Annotated in this window: 25 protein-coding genes and 1 riboswitch; of the genes, 22 read left to right on the top strand and 3 right to left on the bottom strand. The window is 53.7% G+C overall.

Annotation, left to right across the window (positions count from 1 at the left end; translation table 11 throughout):
* Window position 1 precedes the first annotated feature (1 nt).
* The 3 genes from pduC to pduA are packed head-to-tail and all read right to left on the bottom strand — an operon-like array spanning window position 2 to window position 2778.
* Window positions 2-1666 (bottom strand): propanediol dehydratase large subunit PduC, encoded by a 1665-nt coding sequence (pduC, locus tag SK35_RS09190; RefSeq protein ID WP_003030249.1) that lies wholly within the window; start codon window positions 1664-1666, stop codon window positions 2-4.
* Window positions 1667-1684: 18 nt separating this feature from the next.
* Window positions 1685-2497, bottom strand: coding sequence for a propanediol utilization microcompartment protein PduB (pduB, locus tag SK35_RS09195; protein ID WP_048216002.1), 813 nt, complete (start codon window positions 2495-2497; stop codon window positions 1685-1687).
* Window positions 2497-2778, bottom strand: a complete 282-nt coding sequence (gene pduA, locus SK35_RS09200; protein ID WP_003030255.1) for a propanediol utilization microcompartment protein PduA — start codon at window positions 2776-2778, stop codon at window positions 2497-2499. The genes pduB and pduA overlap by 1 nt, the downstream gene beginning before the upstream one ends.
* Before the next feature lie 525 nt (window positions 2779-3303).
* Between pduA and pduF the strand changes: the two genes are divergently transcribed.
* From pduF to cobT, 22 genes are all read left to right on the top strand, one after another.
* Window positions 3304-4113 (top strand): propanediol diffusion facilitator PduF, encoded by an 810-nt coding sequence (pduF, locus tag SK35_RS09205; protein WP_003030258.1) that lies wholly within the window; start codon window positions 3304-3306, stop codon window positions 4111-4113.
* Window positions 4114-4316: 203 nt separating this feature from the next.
* Complete coding sequence (gene pocR, locus SK35_RS09210; protein WP_003834122.1) at window positions 4317-5228, top strand: transcriptional regulator PocR; 912 nt, start codon at window positions 4317-4319, stop codon at window positions 5226-5228.
* A gap of 332 nt (window positions 5229-5560) precedes the next feature.
* Window positions 5561-5735: riboswitch (cobalamin riboswitch) on the top strand.
* A gap of 88 nt (window positions 5736-5823) precedes the next feature.
* Window positions 5824-7203 (top strand): cobyrinate a,c-diamide synthase, encoded by a 1380-nt coding sequence (locus SK35_RS09215; RefSeq protein WP_048216003.1) that lies wholly within the window; start codon window positions 5824-5826, stop codon window positions 7201-7203.
* On the top strand, window positions 7200-8159 hold the full coding sequence (gene cbiB, locus SK35_RS09220; RefSeq protein WP_048216004.1) for an adenosylcobinamide-phosphate synthase CbiB: 960 nt from the start codon (window positions 7200-7202) through the stop codon (window positions 8157-8159). The genes SK35_RS09215 and cbiB overlap by 4 nt, the downstream gene beginning before the upstream one ends.
* Window positions 8160-8169: 10 nt before the next feature.
* Window positions 8170-8802 carry a cobalt-precorrin-8 methylmutase gene (locus tag SK35_RS09225; protein ID WP_008785140.1) on the top strand — a complete coding sequence of 211 codons (633 nt, stop codon included), beginning with the start codon at window positions 8170-8172 and terminating at the stop codon, window positions 8800-8802.
* Window positions 8799-9935: a cobalt-precorrin-5B (C(1))-methyltransferase CbiD gene (gene cbiD / locus SK35_RS09230; protein ID WP_048216005.1), complete on the top strand. Its 1137-nt coding sequence runs from the start codon at window positions 8799-8801 to the stop codon at window positions 9933-9935. The genes SK35_RS09225 and cbiD overlap by 4 nt, the downstream gene beginning before the upstream one ends.
* Complete coding sequence (locus tag SK35_RS09235; protein ID WP_048216006.1) at window positions 9929-10534, top strand: cobalt-precorrin-7 (C(5))-methyltransferase; 606 nt, start codon at window positions 9929-9931, stop codon at window positions 10532-10534. Before cbiD ends, SK35_RS09235 begins: the two co-directional genes overlap by 7 nt.
* Complete coding sequence (locus SK35_RS09240) at window positions 10524-11093, top strand: decarboxylating cobalt-precorrin-6B (C(15))-methyltransferase (RefSeq protein WP_048216007.1); 570 nt, start codon at window positions 10524-10526, stop codon at window positions 11091-11093. The genes SK35_RS09235 and SK35_RS09240 overlap by 11 nt, the downstream gene beginning before the upstream one ends.
* A complete protein-coding gene (locus tag SK35_RS09245) occupies window positions 11086-11859 on the top strand; it encodes a cobalt-precorrin-4 methyltransferase (protein WP_003030275.1) in 774 nt (257 codons plus the stop codon). Before SK35_RS09240 ends, SK35_RS09245 begins: the two co-directional genes overlap by 8 nt.
* Window positions 11840-12895: a cobalt-precorrin 5A hydrolase gene (gene cbiG, locus SK35_RS09250; RefSeq protein ID WP_003834107.1), complete on the top strand. Its 1056-nt coding sequence runs from the start codon at window positions 11840-11842 to the stop codon at window positions 12893-12895. Before SK35_RS09245 ends, cbiG begins: the two co-directional genes overlap by 20 nt.
* Window positions 12895-13620, top strand: a complete 726-nt coding sequence (locus SK35_RS09255; protein WP_003030278.1) for a precorrin-3B C(17)-methyltransferase — start codon at window positions 12895-12897, stop codon at window positions 13618-13620. The genes cbiG and SK35_RS09255 overlap by 1 nt, the downstream gene beginning before the upstream one ends.
* Window positions 13617-14402 carry a cobalt-precorrin-6A reductase gene (locus tag SK35_RS09260; protein WP_048216008.1) on the top strand — a complete coding sequence of 262 codons (786 nt, stop codon included), beginning with the start codon at window positions 13617-13619 and terminating at the stop codon, window positions 14400-14402. The genes SK35_RS09255 and SK35_RS09260 overlap by 4 nt, the downstream gene beginning before the upstream one ends.
* A gap of 10 nt (window positions 14403-14412) precedes the next feature.
* A complete protein-coding gene (gene cbiK, locus SK35_RS09265) occupies window positions 14413-15207 on the top strand; it encodes a sirohydrochlorin cobaltochelatase (protein WP_048216009.1) in 795 nt (264 codons plus the stop codon).
* The gene (locus SK35_RS09270) at window positions 15204-15917 is read left to right on the top strand and encodes a cobalt-factor II C(20)-methyltransferase (RefSeq protein WP_048216010.1); all 714 of its coding nucleotides are present in this window, start codon (window positions 15204-15206) and stop codon (window positions 15915-15917) included. Before cbiK ends, SK35_RS09270 begins: the two co-directional genes overlap by 4 nt.
* Window positions 15914-16651: a cobalt ECF transporter S component CbiM gene (gene cbiM / locus SK35_RS09275; protein ID WP_003834098.1), complete on the top strand. Its 738-nt coding sequence runs from the start codon at window positions 15914-15916 to the stop codon at window positions 16649-16651. The genes SK35_RS09270 and cbiM overlap by 4 nt, the downstream gene beginning before the upstream one ends.
* A 2-nt stretch (window positions 16652-16653) precedes the next feature.
* Window positions 16654-16935, top strand: coding sequence for an energy-coupling factor ABC transporter substrate-binding protein (locus tag SK35_RS09280; RefSeq protein ID WP_003030289.1), 282 nt, complete (start codon window positions 16654-16656; stop codon window positions 16933-16935).
* On the top strand, window positions 16922-17599 hold the full coding sequence (locus SK35_RS09285) for an energy-coupling factor ABC transporter transmembrane protein (RefSeq protein WP_003834087.1): 678 nt from the start codon (window positions 16922-16924) through the stop codon (window positions 17597-17599). Before SK35_RS09280 ends, SK35_RS09285 begins: the two co-directional genes overlap by 14 nt.
* An 8-nt stretch (window positions 17600-17607) precedes the next feature.
* Window positions 17608-18423 (top strand): energy-coupling factor ABC transporter ATP-binding protein, encoded by an 816-nt coding sequence (locus tag SK35_RS09290; protein WP_003839037.1) that lies wholly within the window; start codon window positions 17608-17610, stop codon window positions 18421-18423.
* A complete protein-coding gene (locus SK35_RS09295) occupies window positions 18420-19940 on the top strand; it encodes a cobyric acid synthase (protein ID WP_048216011.1) in 1521 nt (506 codons plus the stop codon). The genes SK35_RS09290 and SK35_RS09295 overlap by 4 nt, the downstream gene beginning before the upstream one ends.
* A complete protein-coding gene (gene cobU / locus SK35_RS09300) occupies window positions 19937-20482 on the top strand; it encodes a bifunctional adenosylcobinamide kinase/adenosylcobinamide-phosphate guanylyltransferase (protein ID WP_048216012.1) in 546 nt (181 codons plus the stop codon). The genes SK35_RS09295 and cobU overlap by 4 nt, the downstream gene beginning before the upstream one ends.
* A complete protein-coding gene (gene cobS / locus SK35_RS09305) occupies window positions 20479-21222 on the top strand; it encodes an adenosylcobinamide-GDP ribazoletransferase (RefSeq protein WP_048216013.1) in 744 nt (247 codons plus the stop codon). Before cobU ends, cobS begins: the two co-directional genes overlap by 4 nt.
* A 24-nt stretch (window positions 21223-21246) precedes the next feature.
* Entirely contained in the window at window positions 21247-22311 is a 1065-nt protein-coding gene (gene cobT, locus SK35_RS09310) for a nicotinate-nucleotide--dimethylbenzimidazole phosphoribosyltransferase (protein ID WP_048216014.1), read from the top strand.
* The last annotated feature ends 2 nt before the right edge of the window (window positions 22312-22313 follow it).

A 22313-nucleotide genomic window follows, 5' to 3' on the forward strand; every position in this document is an offset into this window, starting at 1 on the left:
CTTAGCCAAGCTCGTTGGGATCAAGTGCGCCAGGGATGTTTTTGATCTCTTCCCAGCGTTCGCCTTGCAGGCGATAACCTGTTGCCGGACCGGCATAGTCGTTAACATCATTGACAGCGGATAGCACCTGTCCGTCGCCAACGATAATGGCGGAGGTATGCAGGTAATCCCCGGTTAACTTGGCTTTCTGGATGTTGAGCATGTCCTGAGCGACATCGGTAAATCCGCCCTGAGCTAGGGCTTTCACTACTTCCAGACCGTTACGGTTTTTATTGATGATCTCTTGTGCAAACTTGATGTCTTCAACGATGTTACGTTCCGGCATATCTTTCGAACCGTGGGCGTAAGTCGCAGCTTCCACTTCTTCATCAGTGATTGGTGGTAATCCCATCCCGGCAAAGACGGCCTGCAGCGCACGTGCCGCTTTGTTACGAATGGCGATAACGTCTTCTTCCCGAACCGGGCGCAGACCACCGTCTACTTTCAGGTCACGCTGGAGAACGTTGTAGTCGTCAAAATCTTCAGCATCTTCGTTCGAACCCGCAAACATGTTGTCGTAGTTCGGCACCGCGGAATAACCAGAAGAAATGAAGTCAGTACCCGGCAGGAACTGCATCAGCAGACGAGCAGTACGACGCATATCCGAGTGGGTAAAGGTTTGGTCGTTGCTGGAGGCGCATTCCAGATCCAGAGAGGAACAAATCAGGTTTTCAGCCAACACTGCACGAATGCCTGACGGCACGGCGGAAGGGACACCGATGCAGCTTACTGAACCGTTTTGCAGGCCCTGTACGCCCGCAGCTTTGGTGATGTAAATGCAGCGGGCTTCCAGATAAAGCATCGATTTGCCTTCGGCGTAACCCATCTGAACTTCTGAGCCAGAGCCGGAGGTAAAGCGCATTTTCAGACCACGGGAAGCATAGGACGAGGCGAGGAAGCCTTTCGACCATGGCGTGTCATCGCCGTCGGTAAAGACGGGTTCAGTACCATAGACGGAGATGGTTTCCGCGTAGCAGGTGTGGCCTAGCATGCCGAGTTTAAGTTCGGTAGCTTCTTCCAGCGAGCACTGGGTTAATACGCCTGGGCGTCCAACCTGTGAGCCGACTAACAGCGCAATGGCGTTAAATGGCGCATAACGCGCAACGGCAACGGTTGTTTCCTGTTCGTCAAACCCGCGCCATGCGCCTTCAGCGGCATCAGCGGCAATCTGCACCGGGTTATCTTTGACGTTTGTGACGTGCGCTTGTTGAGAGGGTGTACGACGAGCGCGCATTTTCTGCATCGCCATCATCATCTCAACGACGTTCATATGGGACACCACTTCGACAATTTTTGCCGGCGTCATTGCGGTGGTCAGCGGCACTATGTCTTTGCGCTTTACGTTAGGGTCGCAAAGCATATTGGCCAGTTTGACCGAGTCCATCGCCATGACCTCTTCAGCGCGCGCCAGGTTAATGCCATAGCGGGCAATGAAATGGTCGATTAAGTCAAATTCACTGGCGGATTTACCGTCCAGTTCAGTGACTGTACCGTTGACGATTTTAATCGACGGTTTGGGGTCGTTCGGGCTTTCCATCGCAATGAAGCCTTCTTCGATCCACTCCTTAACGAAACCATCCTGATTCACAGGGCGCTTCGCCAGTGCTTCAAATCTTTTCGATCTCATGAATCAGCCTCACTGATATCAGATGTAGGACGGACGATCGTTTTTCGGCTCTGAGCCGAGGGTCCCGAGTACGGTTTTACCGATTTCACGGGCGGAGATAACGGCCTGACGAACAGCGCCAGAGTCACCCGAAATAACCAGAATGGCTTCGTTACTGAAGCTGGTGCCATGGGTAGGGGAGCTGTAGGCCACAACTTCCACGTTGGCGGATTTCAGGGCCGTATCGGCCATCAGGACACCAACAGATGCCGGCGCGCCGACGATAACGCCACAGGCACGGCCAATCGGTGCGCCAAAGGCTTTTTCCAGCGCGTAGCTGGCGCGTGCGGTGTACTGCATTTCGATGTGACCGGCTTCGTTGGCATAAACATCGCCAAAGGTGCGATCAAGTTCTTTCAGTGCGACTTCAATGCCACGTTTCACGTCGGAAACATCGTTGCCACCAAGGATAATCAGCGAGCCATGACCTGCGCCGCCTTTGGTATCACGTGGTAACTCAATACTGACGACTTCAGTATTGGTGGCTTTTACCGCTTCATCGGCGGCCATGATGTGCGGGCCTGCGCCAGTACGGGCACCAAGGATGCCAATGGAGCGATACCGTTTTTCAAGTTTCATTGCGTCCAGTAGGGCGCTGTCTACGTTGGCGATTACCAGACCGACGGTGTCGCCAATCGCGGTACCGACAAACTCCGTTAAACTGCAGCTTTTCTCTGCCATAGCCGTTTCTCGTGTTGGAGGATTATTTTCAGGGATAGCCTGCTGTTCCGGCGTTGCCACGCGAGCAATCACCTGCGCCATGATCTGTTCAACCAGCTCATTGCTGCTCATTAGCTAATTCCCTTCGGTAAGATTTTTTCTACATCGGTATGCGGGCGTGGGATGACGTGTACGGCTTTCACTTCTCCCACATTACGGGCTGCGGCGGCACCTGCATCTGTTGCTGCTTTGACTGCGCCTACATCGCCACGGACAATGACTGTTACCAGCCCCGAACCAATTTTTTCGTAGCCGACCAGCATTACATTGGCTGACTTCACCATTGCATCTGCGGCCTCTATGGCTGCAGTTAAGCCTTTGGTTTCTACCATTCCTAACGCTTCTTGTTGCATAAAGACCTCGCCTGGGTTGTCCCGATTTTCATGACTATAAAAAGAAGCGAGGAAAAAGAATGGCTGAGTTGAAAGTAAGAGTGAAAAAATAGTGGGGTTATGGTGAGATAAAATTGCCATATATTATTATAACAACTTGTTTTTGTTGGTTATTTTTAGTTTAGGCAATGTGACTATTTGGTTATGTTAATTCCATATTTACACTTTTCCGAGTGACAGTTTAAATATCATTTGCTATGCGAGAAAAATGAAATTGTGATGATCATTTGAAAATGGAATTCTGCTGTTCGCAATATTTTATTATTTTGAAAATGTACTTTTAATAGGGTAAATCCTCGTTTTACCGCCTGCTTTAATAAAGGTGATAGCAAGAATTTGCTATCACAACACGATATTTAAGGGCATGTCGCTTGCAGATTGCCAACAATTTGCCGATACAGATTTTTATAGTAAGCCTTGAAGTAATCTTCCTGCCAGCAAGGAGTCCGCTGGTAAAGACACGAACTCTGCTTAGAAGGTGTCACAATGAACGATTCACTAAGAGCGCAATGTATTGCTGAGTTTTTGGGTACCGGACTTTTTTTGTTTTTTGGTATTGGGTGCCTGAGCGCCCTGAAGGTCGCGGGTGCCAGTTTGGGATTGTGGGAGATCTGCATCATATGGGGCTTGGGGATCTCGCTTGCAGTTTACCTGACAGCCGGGATTTCTGGGGCCCATCTCAATCCTGCTATTACCATCGCACTTTGGTTGTTTGCCTGTTTTCCGGGTCGTAAGGTACTACCTTATTCTGTCGCTCAGATAGCGGGGGCCTTTGGTGGCGCTATGCTGGCCTATTTGTTGTACGGCAGCTTATTTATTGAGTATGAATCAGCCCATCAAATGGTACGCGGTAGTCTGGAAAGCCTGCAACTTGCCAGCATTTTTAGTACGTATCCTGCCGCCGCACTGAGTGTCTGGCAGGCCGCACTGGTCGAAGTGGTGATTACCTCCATTCTGATGGGGATGATTATGGCGCTAACGGATGACGGTAACGGTGTTCCCAAAGGCCCGTTAGCACCACTGCTGATTGGTATTCTGGTTGCTGTTATCGGCGCATCAACCGGTCCACTTACCGGTTTTGCGATGAACCCGGCACGTGATTTTGGTCCTAAATTGTTTGCCTGGATGGCCGGGTGGGGTGATGTTGCGATGACCGGGGGGCGTGATATCCCATATTTCATTGTGCCGATTGTGGCTCCCATCATCGGCGCCTGTGCGGGCGCAGCAATTTATCGTTATTTTATTGGCAAAAATTTACCGTGTAATTCGTGTAAGTTGGAGGAAAACGAGAGCTAGCTTCACGAAAGATGTTTATTATTGAAAGGTAAAAACTGTTTTCGTGATCCGGTTTCCTGAACGGCTTAAAAAGTCTCCCAACAATGGGAGACTTTTGTTATGTTCAATGCTGACTTTCATCAGAGCGCTGGATCGCGAGATGAAAATGAATGTGTGAATAATATGTTTTATTTATAACAATAAATTAACTGAGAGGTTTTATCATGATTTCTGCGAGTGCCCTGAACTCAGAACTCATTAATAAAATCGCACAGGATTTTGCACAGGCCACCAGTCTGGCTGTTGTGGTTGTCAATATTCACGGTGATGAAATTTCTGAGCTTTTTAATTTCACTCCTTTTTGCCAGTTGATGCGCCAGCATCCTCAGCATAGTACGCGTTGTCGTATGAGCGACCGCTGTGGAGGGTTGGAAGCCTCTAAATCCGATCAACCCTGCATTTATCGCTGCCATGCCGGACTTACCGATTTCTCAATTCCGCTGGTCATCGCGGGACACCTGGTAGGATTTGTGCTTTGTGGACAAGTACGCTTAAGTAACGATGTTGGCCTCGTTGATATTCTGAACGTCGATGACCGCTGGCAAGCCGATCCCGAACTGGTCAACGAGTTCCGTAATGTACCTGAAATGGACTATTCTCGAGTCATTGCTTCAGCGGATTTACTCAAGCTCATCGTCGAAAATTGCCTTAAGAAACAACTTAATTTTGTTGTTATCAAAGATAACCCGCAGCAGTCAGAGCCGGTACGCGCTAACCGTAGTACCAACCCTCATGACAGTAAAATGAAAAAAGCCCTGCGCTATATTGATGCACATTTATCAGACGATCTACGTCTGGAAGATGTTGCCTCTCATGTTTTCCTTAGCCCGTACTATTTCAGCAAATTGTTCAAAAAATATCAGGGTATTGGTTTTAACGCATGGGTAAACCAGCAAAGAATGGCCAGTGCCAAAGAGCTGCTTTGTCACAGTGACTGGAGTATAGCCAGCATTGCGCGTAATTTAGGCTTTTCGCAAACAAGTTATTTTTGCAAAGTTTTCCGCCAGACCTATCAGGTTACGCCGCAGGCATTTCGCCAGCAAATAAATGTCATTTCACGCGGTGAATCCGCTTAAATAGCAATATTTTGCTATTGCCGATTTTTGATATCGGGCGCTATGTTAGTCATTATAAAATGAAATGTGACAACAGCAGTCAATAAATTGTCATAGCGCAATAAAATAATGGTATTAGAGGGATAAACTGCACCAGTTTTTATTTTTGTGATGAGATACAGTGTCTGTGTGAATGATTTTCTTTATTCTTAGCTGATACTTTCATTCAAAAAGTGAACGTGTGAATAAGTGGGTTAAGGCCAGAAAATTGGCTGAATGAACTCGGAAAGATATTAAATTGAATTATTGTCATGAGGTCGTGAATTTACCTCATAACAGAGAGCTTAATTAACCAGGCTCTTGAACTGACAGGTTTGCCACATTTGTGGTAGGGAAGGGGGTGAGAATCCCCCGCAGCCCCCGCTGCTGTGATGCTGACGACCCCGTATGGACCACTGATCGCAAGATTGGGAAGGACGGGTGAGGATGACGCTAAGCCAGAAGACCTGCCTGTCAGTGACTACCAACAACTTCGGTGGGAAGTGGGTGGTTCAGATGCATACAGTCGAGAGACTGGGTATCTCTACACCCCTACCACCCTGAACAGGATCAGGGTATGGCGGCCAATTTTCACGCATTTGTTCTTGCAGGTACCGGAAGCGGCTGTGGTAAAACCACGGTGACGCTGGGCTTGTTGAGCTTGTTGAAAAAACGCGGTTTGCGCGTCCAACCTTGCAAAGTGGGTCCTGATTACCTTGATACCGGCTGGCATACAGCGGTATGCGGTACCGCTTCCCGCAATCTTGATAGCTTCATGCTTCCCGTCCCCACGCTGAACGCTCTATTCAACGAGCAGATGCAACATGCGGATATCGCCGTTATTGAAGGTGTGATGGGGCTGTATGACGGCTATGGTACCGATCCAAACTACTGCAGCACCGCCGCGATGGCTAAACAGTTAGGCTGTCCGGTCATCTTACTGGTTGATGGCAAAGCCGTTTCCACTTCAATCGCCGCAACGGTAATGGGTTTTCAGCATTTTGATCCCACCCTGAACATCGCCGGCGTTATTGTTAATCGGGTTAACAGCGAAACGCATTACCAGTTACTGAAAGTCGCAATCGAACGTTACTGCGATGTACCCGTCTTGGGCTACGTACCCCGTATGGAGGGCGTTGCCCTTCCCGAACGTCATCTGGGTTTAGTAACCGCACGTGAGTCGGTTATCAATCAGCAACCGTGGCAGGCTTTTGCCGCGACGCTGGAGCAAACCCTTGATATCGACGCGCTGCTGACACTAAGCCAGTCAACCAATCCTCCTGCTGGCGAATGGCCCGCGCTGCCTGCCGCAGACGCCGGAGCAGGGCTAACGGTTGCCATTGCCGATGACGAAGCCTTCAACTTCTACTACCCGGATAACATTACGCTGCTGGAACGTACGGGGCTAAATATTGTTCGTTTTAGCCCGTTGCACGACACCTGTTTGCCGGACTGTCAGATGATCTGGTTAGGTGGAGGATATCCTGAGCTACACGCTGCGGCGCTGGCTCGCAATGTCTCGATGCTGAATCAACTGCGAGAGGCACATCAACGTGGCGTCGCGATTTATGCAGAGTGCGGCGGGCTGATGTATCTCGGCAGTTCGCTTGAGGACAGCAACGGCGATACCTGGCTGATGGCGGATATCATTCCCGGCCACAGCAAAATGGGGAAACGTCTGACCCGATTTGGCTACTGCGAAGCGCAGGCCGCGCAGCAAACATTGTTAGCTGCAGAAGGCGAAGTGCTGCGCGGACATGAATTCCACTACTCCGATTTTACCCCTGAAACGCCAGCGGTAATGAACTGTCGCAAAGTGCGCGATGGTAAAACGCTGCAAGCCTGGTCCGGCGGCTGGCAGGTCGGAAACACCTTCGCCAGCTATCTACACGTTCATTTTGCTCAACGTCCGCAGATGCTTAACCATTGGCTGGCAGCTGCGAGGAGTGCGCTATGACGATCCTTGCGTGGTGTGTTGCCTGGCTGCTTGATTTTATCATCGGCGATCCGCAGAACTGGCCGCATCCGGTGCGCTGGATTGGCAATCTGATTTCTGCCGTGCAGCGAGTTATTCGGCGTTATTGCCATAGCGACCGTGCGCTGCGCATCGGCGGCGCGGTGATGTGGATTGTGGTGGTTGGTCTGACCTGGGCGGTGTCCTGGGGCGTGCTGGCACTGGCAGAATCTATTCATCCCTGGTTGGGGTGGGTGGTAGAGGTATGGATGATCTTTACCGTGCTGGCCGGGCGCTGCCTGGCAAAGGCCGCGCAGGATGTCGAACGTCCTCTACGTGCCGGTGACCTTGCTCAGAGTCGGGAGAAATTGTCATGGATTGTGGGGCGTGATACCTCACAGCTGCAACCGCAGCAGATCAATCGCGCGGTGGTGGAAACCGTGGCTGAAAACACCGTAGACGGCATTATCGCGCCGTTGTTCTTTCTCCTCCTCGGCGGTGCGCCCCTGGCGATGGCCTACAAAGCGGTAAACACCCTTGACTCCATGGTGGGCTACAAACATGAAAAATACCGCGCTATTGGTATGGTCAGCGCGCGTCTGGACGATGTCGCGAACTTTATTCCTGCAAGACTGAGCTGGCTGTTGCTGGGCGTGGCGGCATTTTTATGTCGTAAAGACGGCTCGCGAGCTTTACAGATTGGCTGGCGCGATCGCTACAACCACAGCAGCCCAAACTGTGCATGGTCAGAGGCATCCGTAGCCGGGGCATTAGGCATTCGGCTGGGTGGTCCTAATGACTACTTTGGCGAGCGCGTTGAGAAACCGTGGATCGGTGATGCTCAACGTGACATTTCGGTAGACGACATTTCCCATACGATTCGACTGATGTGGGTGGCATCGACGCTGGCACTGGCGCTGTTTATTGCGCTGCGGTGGCTGTGGGTCGGTGTAGCCTGAGGACAACATAATGCAATACATCCAGCAACCCCAGGCGATTGAAGCCAAAAGTTTCGACATTATTGGCGAGATCATCCGTGAAACCCGTCCGGACTATCAGTTTGCCAGTCCGTTACATGAAGCCATTATCAAGCGGGTTATTCACACGACGGCAGATTTCGACTGGCTGGACATTCTGTGGTTTTCCAGTGATGTGCTGGAGCAGTTTTGTGCGGCGCTTAGCCGTTCGAGCGTGATTTATACCGATACCACGATGGCGCTTTCCGGGATCAATAAAACGCTGCTGGCAAAATTCGGCGGTGAGTGCCGCTGCTACATCAGCGACCCGCGGGTTGTGCGTACGGCAAAAGAGCAGGGTATTACCCGGTCCATGGCGGCAGTCGACATTGCGGTGAAGGAAGAGGGGGAAAAGCTGTTTGTCTTTGGCAACGCGCCGACTGCGCTGTTCCGCCTGCTTGAGCATGATGTTGCCGTTAGCGGTGTGGTGGGTGTACCGGTCGGATTCGTTGGTGCTGAAGAGTCGAAAGATGCCCTGACCCAAAGCAATTTGCCCGCCATTGCAGCGTTAGGCCGCAAAGGGGGAAGCAATGTCGCCGCCGCTATCGTCAACGCCATGCTTTATCACATGCAGGGGGCGCGATGAGCGAGGCCTTCGATACGCCGGTGTGGCACAACGGTAAAGCGCTGCGTAAAGGGTATACCACGGGATCGTGCGCCACGGCGGCGGCAAAAGTTGCCGCGTTGATGGTATTGCGCCAACACCTCATCCATCAGGTTTCCATCGTGACGCCTTCCGGGGTGACGCTGTGCCTGAACGTGGAGTCACCGCATATCGAAGGGCAGCAGGCAATAGCGGCCATCCGCAAAGACGGTGGAGATGATGTGGACGCCACCCACGGCATGCTGATTTTTGCCCGTGTGACGTTAGACGATAGTGGCGTGATTGCCTTACAGGGCGGTGAAGGGGTCGGTACGGTAACCCGCAAAGGGATTGGCCTGCCGGTGGGCAGTTCGGCGATTAACCGTACACCTCGCCAGACCATTGAATCTGCCGTCCGCGAAGCGATTGGCCCAAATCGTGGGGCGCAGATTGAAATCTTCGCGCCAGAAGGCGAAGAACGGGCGCAAAAAACCTACAACTCTCGCCTTGGCATTCTTGGCGGCATTTCGATTATCGGCACCACGGGTATTGTCACGCCGATGTCAGAAGAGAGCTGGAAGCGTTCACTGTCGCTTGAGCTGGAAATTAAGCGGGCGGCAGGGCTGGAGCGTGTTGTACTGGTGCCGGGAAACCACGGCGAGCGTTTTGTGCGCGAGCAGATGGGTATCGACACCCAGGTTGTGGTCACCATGAGCAACTTTGTCGGTTACATGATCGAAGAAGCCGTACGTCTGGGGTTCCGACAAATCGTACTGGTGGGGCACCCCGGTAAGCTCATCAAAATCGCGGCGGGGATCTTCCACACTCATAGCCATATTGCCGATGCCCGCATGGAAACGCTGGTGGCTCACCTCGCGCTACTTGGCGCACCGCTGGAACTGCTGACGTTGGTCAGCGAGTGCGATACCACCGAAGCGGCGATGGAACATATCGAGGCGTACGGTTTCCAGCACATTTATGACCATCTGGCTCAGCGCATTTGTATGCGTGTCCTGCAAACATTGCGCTTTACCAAAAATCCACCGACCTGCGATGCCATCATGTTTTCTTTTGATAATCAGGTTCTTGGAAGTAATCGTCCGGTCGCAGAAATTGCTGAGGAGATGCAATGTTAACCGTTGTAGGGATGGGCCCCGCCGGTTTGCATTTGATGACGCCTGCCGCACGAGAAGCGGTCGCGACGGCGGATGTTCTGGTCGGTGGAAAGCGGCATTTGCAGCAATTCCCGGATTTTGCCGGTGAACAGTTTGCTCTTGGCACCAATATCCCGGAACTCCTGAGCTGGATTAGCGCGCACCAGGAGAAGCATGTTGTGGTACTGGCGTCTGGCGATCCCCTGTTTTACGGCATCGGGACGCGCATGGTGGCGCATTTTGGTATTGAGAATGTGCGGATTATTCCCGGCATTAGTGCGGTGCAGTACCTGTGCGCGCAGTCCGGTATTGATATGAACGATATGTGGCTGACCAGTAGCCATGGCCGCAGCGTCTGTTTTGATGAGCTGGCGCGACATAACAAGGTGGCGATGGTGACTGATGCGCTGTGTGGCCCGCGTGAAATCGCGCAGCAGCTCATTGCCCGAGGCAAGGGGCATCGCTGGATGGTGATTGGCGAAAACCTGGCGATGGAAAACGAACAGATCCATTTCCTGCCTGTGCGTGAAGTTAACGCTGAATATGACATGAATGCAGTGGTGATCCTTGATGAAAGATGAGCTGTTTCTGCGTGGAGAGAAAGTGCCGATGACCAAAGAAGCGGTACGCGCACTTGCCCTCTCAAAACTTGAATTACACCGCGTCAGTCACCTGATTGATATTGGTGCCGGAACCGGCAGCGTGTCGATAGAGGCGGCGTTGCAATATCCCGGATTACGTGTAACGGCCATCGAACGTAACCCGGCTGCGCTCAGGTTGCTGGATGAAAACCGCCAGCATTTTGCCTGCGCAAATATCGATATTTTTCCCGGCGTTGCTCCCATGACCATCGCGGAAAAAGCCGATGCCATTTTTATGGGCGGCAGCGGCGGCCATCTGACCGAACTGATTGACTGGTCGATGCGCCAATTGCATCCCGCAGGGCGTTTGGTGATGACGTTTATCCTCCAGGAAAACCTCAACACCGCGCTGGCACATCTGGATCATCTTGGCGTACAGGGAGTGGATTGCCTGCAGCTACAGGTTTCCTCGCTTACCACGCTTGGCAATGGTCACTATTTTAAACCGAATAACCCCGTATTTGTTATCGCCTGTCAGAAGGAAGGAAACCATGTCTGAGATTTTTGATCCCCGTAGCGTGTGGTTTGTTGGCGCAGGTCCTGGCGATCGCGAGCTGATTACCCTCAAAGGTTACCGGTTGCTGCAGCAGGCGCAGGTTGTTATCTACGCCGGATCGCTGATTAACACTGAATTGCTGGAGTATTGCCCTGCCGGTGCTGAATGTCACGACAGTGCCGAACTGCATCTGGAGCAGATCCTTGATCTGATGGAAGCCGGAGTGAAAGCGGGCAAGACCGTTGTGCGCCTGCAAACCGGCGATGTCTCGTTGTACGGTTCCGTACGCGAGCAGGGTGAGGAGCTGACCAAACGCGGGATTGACTGGCAGGTGGTGCCCGGCGTCAGCGCGTTCCTCGGCGCGGCGGCAGAGCTGGGAGTTGAGTATACCGTGCCCGAAGTTTCACAGAGCCTGATCATTACGCGCCTGGAAGGCCGCACCCCGGTACCAGAGCGTGAACAGCTGGAGTCTTTTGCCAGCCACCAGACATCAATGGCTATTTATCTTTCCGTTCAGCGCATTCATCGGGTAGCTGAGCGTCTGATTGAAGGCGGCTATCCGGCGACCACGCCCGTGGCGGTGATCTATAAAGCGACCTGGCCGGAAAGTCAGACCGTGCGCGGGACCCTGGCGGATATTGGCGACAAGGTTCGCGATGCGGGCATCCGTAAAACGGCCCTTATTCTGGTCGGTAATTTCCTGGGCTCGGAGTATCACTACTCCAAACTCTATGCGGCGGACTTTAGCCATGAATACCGTAAAGCCTGAGTCAATTGCGCTTTTTTGCCTGACTCCTGGTGGCGTTGTGCTGGCGAAACGTCTGGCAGCCATGCTGCCGGTTACCTGTTTTACCAGTGAAAAGCTGCTGGAGGAGGGGTTTATTCCCTTTGAAAACGGCTTTGCGAATACCGCCCGCGAAGCGTTTACGAATTACTCGGCGCTGATTTTTATCGGTGCGACCGGCATTGCGGTGCGCGTACTGGCCCCGCTGGTCAATGACAAATTCTGCGATCCGGCGGTGGTGGTCATTGATGAACGTGCCCAGCATGTCATCAGCCTGCTCTCCGGTCACGCGGGCGGTGCCAATGCATTGGCGCGTTATCTGGCGGGCATGTTGGGCGCTGACCCGGTTATCACTACCGCGACGGATGTGAACGATATGGCGGCACTGGATACGCTGGCATTTCAACTGAATGCCCGGATGAGTGATTTCCGTTCGGCGGTGAAAATCGTGAATCAGATGCTGGTCAGCAATAAGCGGGTTGGTCTGTGGTGGGATGACGAACTGACGCAGGATGTCAGCCATTGCGACCGGCGCGGATTTATCACGGTAACCGATCTCAACCAGCTCCCTGAACTGGATGCGTTGGTGTGCATCACCTTACGCACCAATTTACCTGACCTGCCTGTTCCGCACTGGAAGTTGGTGCCACAGCGGGTTGTGGCCGGAATTGGCTGTCGCCGTGATACGCCGTTCCCTCTGCTGGCTGCGCTGCTTGCCCGGCAACTTGAAGCTCAACAGCTCGATCCGTTGGCACTAAAAGCGATTGGCAGCATCACGCTGAAAAAGGATGAACAGGGACTTATCCAACTGGCTTCGTGCTGCCGCGTTCCTTTCGAAACCTTTACTGCTGACGCGCTGCGTGAGCATGAGCACCGTTTTCCAGCCTCATCGTTTGTTCGCAAAACGGTGGGTACAGGAAGCGTTTCCGGTCCTGCAGCTTGGCTGTTGAGCCACGGAAAACTGTTGGGCGAGACCCTGCGAGAACAGGGCGTCACTATCACTTTGGGAGTTTCACACTGATGTTAAGCGTAATTGGAATTGGCCCTGGCTCGCAGGCAATGATGACCATGGAAGCCGTTGAAGCACTGCAGGCAGCGGAAATCATCGTTGGCTATAAAACCTACACCCATCTGGTAAAAGCGTTCACGGGTGACAAGCAGGTGATCAAAACCGGAATGTGCAAAGAGATTGAACGCTGCCAGGCGGCGATCGAACTGGCACAGGCGGGTCACAACGTGGCGCTGATCAGTAGCGGTGACGCGGGGATTTACGGTATGGCCGGGCTGGTGCTCGAACTGGTCAGCAAGCAAAAGCTGGACGTTGAGGTCAGGCTCATCCCTGGCATGACCGCCAGTATTGCCGCGGCCTCTTTGCTGGGTGCGCCGCTGATGCACGATTTCTGCCACATCAGCTTAAGCGATCTGTTAACTCCGTGGCCGGTTATCGAAAAACGCATCGTTGCCGCCGGTGAAGCAGACTTTGTTATCTGTTTCTACAACCCGCGCAGTCGGGGTCGCGAAGGTCATCTGGCGCGCGCATTTGAGCTGCTTTCCGCCAGCAAAAGCGCACAAACGCCGGTGGGTATTGTGAAGTCTGCCGGACGTAAAAAGCAGGAAAAATGGTTAACCACGCTCGGTGAAATGGATTTCGAACCGGTTGATATGACCAGCCTTGTGATCGTGGGTAACAAAACAACCTATGTTCAGGACGGCCTGATGATCACACCACGAGGTTATGTGCTGTGAATTACGGTGATGTGCTGGTCATGGGCGGTACGAGCGATGCGCGCATGCTGTGCCAGCAACTGGATGCGGCAAACGTGGCCTACACCCTGTCAGTTGCAACCCCAACAGGGAAACAACTGGCGGGAGACATCAAAGGCCAGGTGCGCTGCGGGCGTCTGGAGCGCGAACAAATGATTGCCTGGCTACAGGAAAATCGGACGCGCTGGGTGATCGATGCCTCACATCCGTACGCCGAGGTGGTGAGCCGCAACATCATGAGCGCCTGCGAAGCGGCGGGCGTACTGCTGAGCCGCTACCAGCGCCCTGAGCAGTTGAGTGGTTTAACTCACCCGCACCTGTATACCGTACAAAGCATTCCGCAAGCCTGTGAGGTAGCGCGACGCTTCGGCGATCGTGTACTGCTGACGACCGGCAGTAAAGATCTGGCCATCTGGCGCGAAGGGTTGCCTGAAAAAACGCTGCTGGCGCGCGTTCTGCCTGTTCCTGAGGTCATTCAGCAATGCGCGGATCTGGGATTTGGCGTCGGTGAAATCTTCGCACTGTGCGGGCCGTTTAGCGCCGAGTTCAACGCCGCGTTTTATCGCCAGTGCCAGGCTGATGTGGTGATCACCAAAGCATCTGGCGCTGAAGGTGGTTATCAGGAAAAGGTTCAACCCTGTCTGGATGCCGGAATCCCCTGCATCGTGATTACACGTCCGGCACCGTTGGTGACGGGAGAAGAGTTACTGGAAAGTCAGGCCGCCTTTGGGGCGCGTTTAACGCGCTGGCTGGCCACTGCTTAAGGAGTTTGAGATGAAAAAGGCGCTTCTGGTGGTCAGCTTTGGCACCAGCTATCACGACACCTGCGAGAAAAATATCGTGGCCTGTGAGCGCGATCTTGCAGCTAGCTGCCCTGACCGCGACCTGTTCCGGGCGTTTACCTCCGGGATGATAATCCGCAAGCTCAAGCAGCGCGACGGCATTGAAATCGACACGCCGCTGCAGGCGCTGCAAAAACTGGCGGAGCAGGGGTATCAGGATGTAGCTATTCAGTCGCTGCACATTATTAATGGTGATGAATACGAAAAAATTGTCCGCGAAGTGCAAAGTATGCGTCCGCTGTTTTCACGCCTGACGCTCGGCGTACCGCTGCTGAGCAGCCATGAAGATTACGCACAGTTGATGCTGGCGCTGCGACAGCAGATGCCGGCGCTTGGCGAAAGTGAAAAAGTGGTCTTTATGGGACACGGTGCCAGCCACCATGCATTTGCCGCCTATGCCTGTCTCGATCATATGATGACGGCGCAGCGCTTTCCCGCGCGGGTTGGGGCGGTGGAAAGCTATCCGGAAGTGGATGTGCTGATTGAAAGTTTATCTCAGGAAGGGGTGACGGCGGTGCATCTGATGCCGCTGATGTTAGTCGCTGGCGACCATGCCATCAACGATATGGCCTCCGACGAAGATGATTCCTGGAAAACGTTGTTCAATGCAGCAGGGATACCGGCTACGCCGTGGCTTAGTGGTCTGGGTGAGAACCCAGCGGTTCGCGCCATGTTCGTGGCACATTTACAGCAGGCGCTTAATGTGGCGCTGGAGGAAGCAGCATGAGCGGAAAACTGTATGCACTGAGCACCGGGCCAGGTGCTTCCGACTTGATTACCGTGCGTGCCGCACGCACGCTGGGCGAGCTGGATATTCTCTATGCGCCTGCCGGGCGTAAAGGCGGCGACAGTCTGGCATTGTCGATTGTACGTGAGTATATCGGTGAACAGACCGAAGTCCGCTGCTGCCATTTTCCTATGAGTGCCGATAGCGCTGAAAAAGAGGCCGTCTGGGATGAAGTTGCTGCCGCGCTGGTTCAGGAAGTCGAGGCCGGTAAGCAGGTGGGGTTTATCACTCTCGGCGATGCGATGCTGTTCAGCACCTGGGTCTTTTTACTTCAGCGTATTGGTTGTCCTGACTGGCTGGAAATCGTTCCTGGCGTCACGTCTTTCGCCGCGATTGCCGCGCGTTCCAAAACGCCGCTCGCTATGGAACAGCAGTCACTGGCGGTGGTCTCCTGTACCGCACCGGAAGCGGAAATCCAGCAAGCGTTAAAACAGCATGACAGTCTGGTGTTGATGAAAGTGTACGGTCGTTTTGCGCGTATTAAAGCGCTGCTACAACAAGAGGGTTTGTTGGACTGTGCATTAATGATGTCTGAAGCCACGCTGCCGGGTGAACAGTGCTGGCGTCATCTCGATGAGGTGAGCGACGATCAGCCGCTGCCTTATTTTTCGACCATTCTGGTCAATAAACAGTGGGAGTATGCACAATGAAGCTTGAACAACAGCTAAAACAGCTGTCTTTCAGCGGGTTGGCTGCGGCGCTATTACTGATGATTGTTCCTGAACAAGCGTTCGCCATGCACATTATGGAAGGTTTCTTGCCGCCGATGTGGGCGCTGGCCTGGTGGCTGCTGTTTTTACCCTGCCTGTGGTACGGACTGGTACGTCTGCGCCAAATCGTGCAGGAGGATAACCACCAGAAGGTTTTGCTGGCCCTGTGTGGCGCTTTTATTTTTGTGCTGTCGGCGCTGAAAATTCCTTCCGTTACTGGAAGCTGCTCACATCCTACCGGTGTAGGCCTGGCGGTTATCCTGTTTGGACCGGGCGTGGTAGCCATCCTTGGTGCGATTGTCCTGCTGTTCCAGGCACTTTTGCTGGCGCACGGTGGTTTGACGACGCTCGGCGCGAACGGCATGTCGATGGCGGTAATTGGCCCGGTAGTGGGTTACATGGTGTGGAAAATGGCCTGCCGTGCAGGGCTGCGTCGTGATGTCTGCGTCTTCCTGTGCGCGATGTTGGCGGATCTCGTCACCTATTTCGTGACCTCGGTGCAGTTGGGCGTTGCGTTCCCGGATCCGTCCGCTGGCGCTACCGGCTCAATCATCAAGTTCATGGGGATTTTCTGCCTGACGCAGATCCCAATTGCGATAGCGGAAGGGTTACTTACCGTGCTGATTTACGATCAGCTAACCAAACGCCAGTTGATAACCGCACAAGGGCATTAACGATGAAAAAGACGCTGATTATATTGGGCATGGTAGTGGCGCTGGTGATCCTGCCGTTCTTTATCAACCACGGTGGGGAGTACGGCGGTTCAGATGGTGAGGCGGAAAGCCAGATTCAGGCTATTGCCCCGCATTATGAGCCCTGGTTCCAGCCGTTGTATGAACCCGCAAGCGGTGAAATTGAAAGTCTGCTGTTTACGCTCCAGGGATCGCTTGGCGCAGCCGTGATTTTCTATATCCTGGGTTACACCAAGGGCAGGCAACGCCGTGATGACCGGGCTTGACAGGCTTAGCTATCAAAGCCGTTGGGTTCATGTCTCGCCGGTGCGGAAATTTCTGCTCTGGCTGGTGATGATGATTCTGGCGTTTACTCTGCCCCCATTGGGGCAGGGTATTGAGCTTTTACTTATTGCCGCGCTGAGCTGCTGGCTGCTGCGTATTTCCTTCTGGCGCTGGTGCCGTTGGATGGCATTGCCATTTGGTTTTCTCACGGTTGGCGTGGTGACCATTTTGTTTAGCATCAGCCGCGATCCACAGACGCTGTTGGCCAGCATACCTGTGGGAAGTTACTGGTTGGGGATCAGCGCACCTGGCCTGGTAACCGCCAATGAAACCTTCTGGCGCAGCCTTGCCGCGTTGGCGGCAACCTTCTGGCTGGTACTGAATCTGCCGTTTCCGCAATTAATTATCTTACTCAAACGCGCGCACGTTCCTCGCCTGCTAACTGAGCAGATCCTGCTGACCTGGCGGTTTATTTTTATCCTGTTAGACGAGGCGCTGGCTATACACCGCGCACAAACGCTGCGTTTTGGTTATCGTAGCTTGCCGTTGGGCTACCGCTCTCTGGCAATGCTGGTGGGATTGCTGTTTACCCGCGTGTTGATCCGCTACCAGCAAATGACCACCACACTGGATATCAAACTGTATCAGGGTGATTTTCACCTGTAAGGAAAAGTATGCTTGCCACCTCAGCGCTTTGGTTTCGCTATCAGGATGACCCGATCCTCAAAGGGCTAACTCTGGATTTTTCGACGCATGCCGTCACCGGACTGGTAGGCGCTAATGGCTGCGGGAAATCCACGCTGTTTATGAACCTGAGTGGCTTATTGCGCCCACAGCAAGGCGCGGTGATGTGGCAGGGCAAACCGCTGGATTACAGCAAGCGCGGCCTGCTGGCGCTGCGTCAACAGGTGGCAACGGTATTTCAGGACCCCGATCAGCAAATCTTTTATACCGATATCGATAGCGATATCGCCTTTAGCCTGCGCAATCTTGGGGTGGATGAAGCTGAAATCGCTCGCCGCGTGGAAGATGCGCTTACGCTGGTCGACGCCCAGCATTTTCGCCATCAGCCCATTCAGTGTTTAAGCCATGGGCAAAAAAAACGCGTAGCGATTGCCGGGGCGTTGGTGTTGCAGGCGCAGTATCTGCTGCTGGATGAACCTACTGCGGGCCTTGACCCGTCAGGCCGCACGCAGATGATTGAGATAATCAAACGCATCGTTGCGCAAGGAAACCACGTCGTAATTTCCAGCCATGATATCGATCTTATCTATGAAGTCAGCGATGCGGTGTACGTTTTACGCCGGGGCGAAGTACTCACGCACGGCACGCCAGGCGACGTATTCGCCCGTACGGATCTTATTGAACAAGCGGGATTAACTCAGCCCTGGCTGGTGAAGCTGCATACAGAGTTGGGCTTCCCGCTGTGTAAAACAGAGGCTGAATTTTTTAGTTGTATGCGAGAGAACGCACTGAAGGAGGCGTCATGACGCAGGCAATAATGTTGCAGGGAACGGCATCTGATGTGGGTAAAAGCGTATTGGTCGCCGGGCTGTGTCGTATTTTTTATCAGGATGGACTGCATACCGCGCCGTTCAAATCGCAGAACATGGCGCTGAACTCTGGCATTACGCCAGAGGGAAAAGAAATGGGCCGCGCGCAAATTTTTCAGGCCGAAGCCGCAGGCATTACGCCAGATGTGCGTATGAACCCGGTGCTGCTTAAACCGACCAGCGATCGAAAAGCGCAGGTAGTGCTGATGGGTAAAGTGGCAACCGATATGGACGCGGTGAGTTACCACGAGTACAAGCCACGTCTGCGGGAACAGATCTTGTCAGTTTATAATAGCTTGGCGCAGGAGTTCGATGTGCTGGTGCTGGAAGGTGCGGGGAGCCCGGCAGAGATTAACCTGCGCGATCGCGATATCGTCAATATGGGTATGGCAGAGATGGCGCAGTGCCCTGTCGTTTTGGTGGCGGATATCGATCGTGGCGGGGTGTTCGCCTCCATTTACGGCACGCTGGCGCTGTTGCACGATCACGAACGCGCGCGGGTAAAAGGGGTGATCATCAACAAGTTTCGCGGTGATGTGACGCTACTGCACTCCGGTATCGAGCAAATTGAAGCGCTGACCGGTGTTCCGGTACTGGGCGTGATGCCATGGCTGGATGTTGATCTGGAAGATGAAGACGGCGTTGCGCTGCAAAAGGGCAAGTATTTGCGCACTGACAAACGCGATATCGACATCGCCGTAGTTCAAATACCGCACATTTCTAACTTTACTGATTTCAATGCGCTTGCTGCTCAGCCGGACGTGCGCGTGCGCTATGTTCGCCAGCCTGAAGAGCTGGCGGGGGCCGATCTGGTGATTTTGCCGGGTAGCAAAAACACCCTTGGCGATCTGGTGTGGCTGCGTGAAAGCGGGATGGCGCATGGCGTCGTGCAATTACATCGTAATAACGTACCGGTGGTTGGGATTTGTGGCGGCTATCAAATGCTCGGCGACACCATCATTGATGAAGTAGAGTCGGGCCTCGGTACGCTGCCGGGTCTGGGCTTACTTAATACAGTCACCCATTTTGCCCAGCACAAAACCACGACCCTGGTTGAGGGACAAATGTCTTCATCGCTGCCTGACTGGCTGGCGGGCACGGCGGGGTTATCCGTTCGCGGTTATGAAATTCATATGGGCGAAACAGCATTAACCGATGAATGCCGGTCGGTGATGACGTTGCACAAAGACGGCGGCAACGTTGTTGACGGCGCGGTCACTCCGGATGGCCTGGCGTTCGGCACCTATCTTCACGGTCTTTTCGACAGCGATGATTTCACCCGTGCGTTGGTCAATGGCCTGCGAGAACGTAAAGGGTTAGCTCCGCTGGATTCCACCTTCCATTACGCGCAATATAAATCGCAGCAGTTTGATCTGCTGGCGGATGCGATGCGGCAACACATCGATATTGAAAAAATTTATACCATCATGCAGCAACACCGGGAGCCAGTATGATGATTCTGGTTACTGGCGGCGCGCGAAGCGGTAAGAGTCGGCATGCGGAAGCGCTGATCGCTGATTCCCCAAACGTTTTGTATATCGCGACTTCGCAGATTTTTGATGAGGAGATGGCTGCGCGAATTCAGCATCATCGCGATGGACGTCCTGCGCACTGGCGGACAGCCGAACGTTGGCAACATCTTGATGAACTGATCACGGACACGAACGATCCTCAGGAAGCTATTCTGCTGGAATGCATCACCACGATGGTGACCAACTTGCTGTTTGCGCTGGGCGGTGAAAGCGATCCGGACAGCTGGGATTACGCGGCGATGGAGCAGTCTATCGAAGGTGAAATCCGTTCGCTGATCGCAGCCTGTCAGCGCTGCCCGGCAAAGATCGTGTTGGTCACTAACGAAGTGGGTATGGGGATTGTGCCGGAGAATCGTCTGGCGCGGCATTTTCGTGATATTGCAGGACGCGTGAACCAGCGACTGGCGGCGGCAGCGGATGAGGTCTGGCTGGTGGTATCAGGAATTGGAGTCAAAATTAAATGAGTAAGTTGTTCTGGGCAATGCTCTCTTTTATCAGTCGCTTGCCCGTTCCTGCTCGCTGGTCGCAAGGACTGGATTTCGAGCACTATTCCCGCGGTATTGTAATGTTTCCCCTGATTGGCGTCGTGTTGGGAGGGCTGACGGGGCTGGTCTTTATGGCGCTCCAGCCCTGGTGCGGTATTCCGTTGGCGGCCCTTTTTGCGGTGCTGACACTGGCATTGCTGACCGGGGGATTTCATCTGGATGGTCTGGCGGATACCTGTGACGGCATTTTTTCGGCGCGCCGACGCGAGCGGATGCTGGAAATCATGCGCGACAGTCGTCTGGGCACCCACGGTGGACTGGCGTTAATTTTCGTTTTACTGGCGAAGGTGCTGGTGGTGAGCGAACTGGCTTTGCGTGGCACGCCAATGCTGGCCGCGCTGGCAGCGGCATGTGTCGCCGGGCGAGGAACGGCGGTGTTGCTGATGTATCGGCATCGCTATGCCCGTGAAGAAGGGCTGGGCAACGTTTTTATTGGCAAAGTCACCGGGCGTCAAACCTGCGTTACGTTGGGATTAGCGGCGATCCTTGCCGCCGTGCTACTTCCTGGCATGCGCGGCGTGGCAGCGCTGGTTGTCACAATGGTGGCGGTTTTTATTCTTGGGCAGTTATTAAAACGCACGTTGGGTGGGCAAACCGGCGATACGCTGGGCGCTGCCATTGAACTTGGCGAGTTGATTTTCTTGCTGGCTCTGCTCTGAGTCAGCCCACATACTGGAACCCTTATGCAGACTTTAACCTCTTTACTCCGCACGATCCCATCACCAGACAGTGCCGCGATGCTGCGTGCACAGCAGCATATCGACGGCTTGCTTAAGCCGCCGGGAAGTTTGGGGCGACTCGAATCTCTCGCCGTACAATTGGCCGGGATGCCTGGCCTGAAGGGTGTGCCGCATGTGAACGGCAAAGCGATGCTGGTGATGTGCGCCGATCACGGCGTGTGGGATGAAGGGGTTGCCGTTTCGCCTAAAGTTGTCACGGCTATTCAGGCTGCCAATATGACGCGTGGAACGACCGGCGTCTGCGTCCTGGCCGCTCAGGCTGGGGCGAAGGTTCATGTGATAGATGTTGGGATTGATGCTGAACCTATTCCCGGTGTGGTGAATATGCGTGTGGCACGCGGTTGCGGCAATATAGCCGAAGGCCCGGCAATGAGCCGTTCGCAGGCCGAGGAGCTGTTGCTGGAAGTCATCCGCTATACCCATGAGCTGGCAAAAGACGGTGTAACGCTGTTTGGCGTCGGGGAGCTTGGTATGGCAAATACCACACCTGCGGCGGCCATTGTCAGCGTGCTGACCGGCAGTGATGCTGAGGAAGTCGTGGGTATTGGCGCTAACCTTCCTCTTTCTCGGGTGGGGAATAAGGTAGACGTTGTGCGCCGGGCAATTGCCGTCAATCAACCGGATCGCCATGACGGTGTTGATGTGCTGGCTAAGGTTGGCGGGTTTGATCTTGTCGGTATGGCGGGGGTGATGCTGGGGGCGGCCTCCTGTGGTCTGCCTGTGGTGCTGGACGGTTTTCTTTCGTATTCTGCTGCTCTGGCGGCCAGCCAGATTGCACCACAAATTAAACCCTACTTAATTCCGTCACACTTCTCCGCTGAGAAGGGCGCCCGCACCGCGCTGGCGCATCTTGAATTGGATCCTTATCTGAATATGGGGATGCGTTTGGGTGAAGGCAGTGGGGCCGCGTTGGCAATGCCGATTGTTGAAGCTGCCTGTGCTATGTACAAAAATATGGGGCAGCTCGCCGCCAGTAACATCGTGCTTCCAGATGGTAAGGAAGCGTAGTT

It is taken from the genome of Citrobacter sp. MGH105 (assembly GCF_001037485.2).
Classification (GTDB): domain Bacteria; phylum Pseudomonadota; class Gammaproteobacteria; order Enterobacterales; family Enterobacteriaceae; genus Citrobacter; species Citrobacter portucalensis.